The sequence below is a fragment of the Pseudoalteromonas sp. SG45-5 genome (assembly GCF_014164085.1).
GTDB lineage: Bacteria > Pseudomonadota > Gammaproteobacteria > Enterobacterales > Alteromonadaceae > Pseudoalteromonas > Pseudoalteromonas aliena.
Genome location: NZ_JACJEM010000125.1, coordinates 1 through 1,034 on the forward strand (window position 1 = coordinate 1; position 1,034 = coordinate 1,034).

Below are 1,034 nucleotides of genomic sequence, written 5' to 3' on the forward strand. Positions count from 1 at the left end.
AGTTTGAGTGCTAATAAAAAATTATATATAGCAATGTATTAAGTTATTTGATAAAAATGATTTATAAAATACATGAGCGTATCGTTGGCAGAAATATGCGCGACGAGCGCACTATAAAATTGTTAAGTTTTAAATCTAATATTGGAGTTGAATCGTGAATGAGGTATTTAATTACTTTACAAAAGACGAGTTAAATGTCATTTCTGTTTTACTGTCTTTTAGTGGTGTATTGATCAACATAGTTGTTTTATTTGTTGCCTATAAAGCTCTATCAAGTTGGAGGAATGAACTAAAGCATAACGATAGAAACCAAGTTATAACATTTCTTTTTGATGATGTTAAAAAATTGCACACTGATTTTATATCCTTGGTCGTTTTACAATCTAAATATCTAAAACAAATGAGTGATGCGGATAATGATCCTGTGGCACACTTAAGAAATCATGATGAATTTAATGACCCTGAGATTTTAGCAAAAATAGAGTTTGATGAGTTAGGTCGAATACAAAGGGAGCTAAAAGAAGCTACCGTAGATTATCTACTGGCGCATGATAAGTATACGATCAGACTTATCTCTCTATCTTCTTATCTGATTCCTTTAAAAAGGTATCCCTTGAAAAAATCGGCTATTAATAAAATTACTGAATCAATCAATGGACTTTCAGATGCATCATATTCATGCTTTAAATTTTTTGATGAGAGAAAAGATATTACAAGAGATTTGTATTTGGTCGAGGTAAATAAAGTAAATGTTAAGTACTTCGATTTGCTTGCGAATTTAGATAGTTCAAAAGAAAAAATGCTCAATAAATAATGTAAAAAACTTAACAAGTTGCTCAAACGGACAAAAACAGCTGGCTTTTGTTCGTACCTCACAAAGTATAGCCAGCTATTTTTCGCCGCTTAGCAAGGCGTTGAGGCTGTAGAATTACTCTTTTTAGGAACGTATTCTACTATTTTAAATTGATTGCTTTTTAACCTTGAACCCATCCGTTCGCTGTGATCTAATAGATATTATTCACCCACGGTAAACT

General features: G+C 31.5%; 1 protein-coding gene. It reads left to right on the forward strand.

Annotation, left to right across the window (positions count from 1 at the left end; all coding sequences use genetic code 11):
• Positions 1-154: 154 nt before the first annotated feature.
• Positions 155-814, forward strand: coding sequence for a hypothetical protein (locus H5119_RS19910; RefSeq protein WP_182703467.1), 660 nt, complete (start codon positions 155-157; stop codon positions 812-814).
• The last annotated feature ends 220 nt before the right edge of the window (positions 815-1,034 follow it).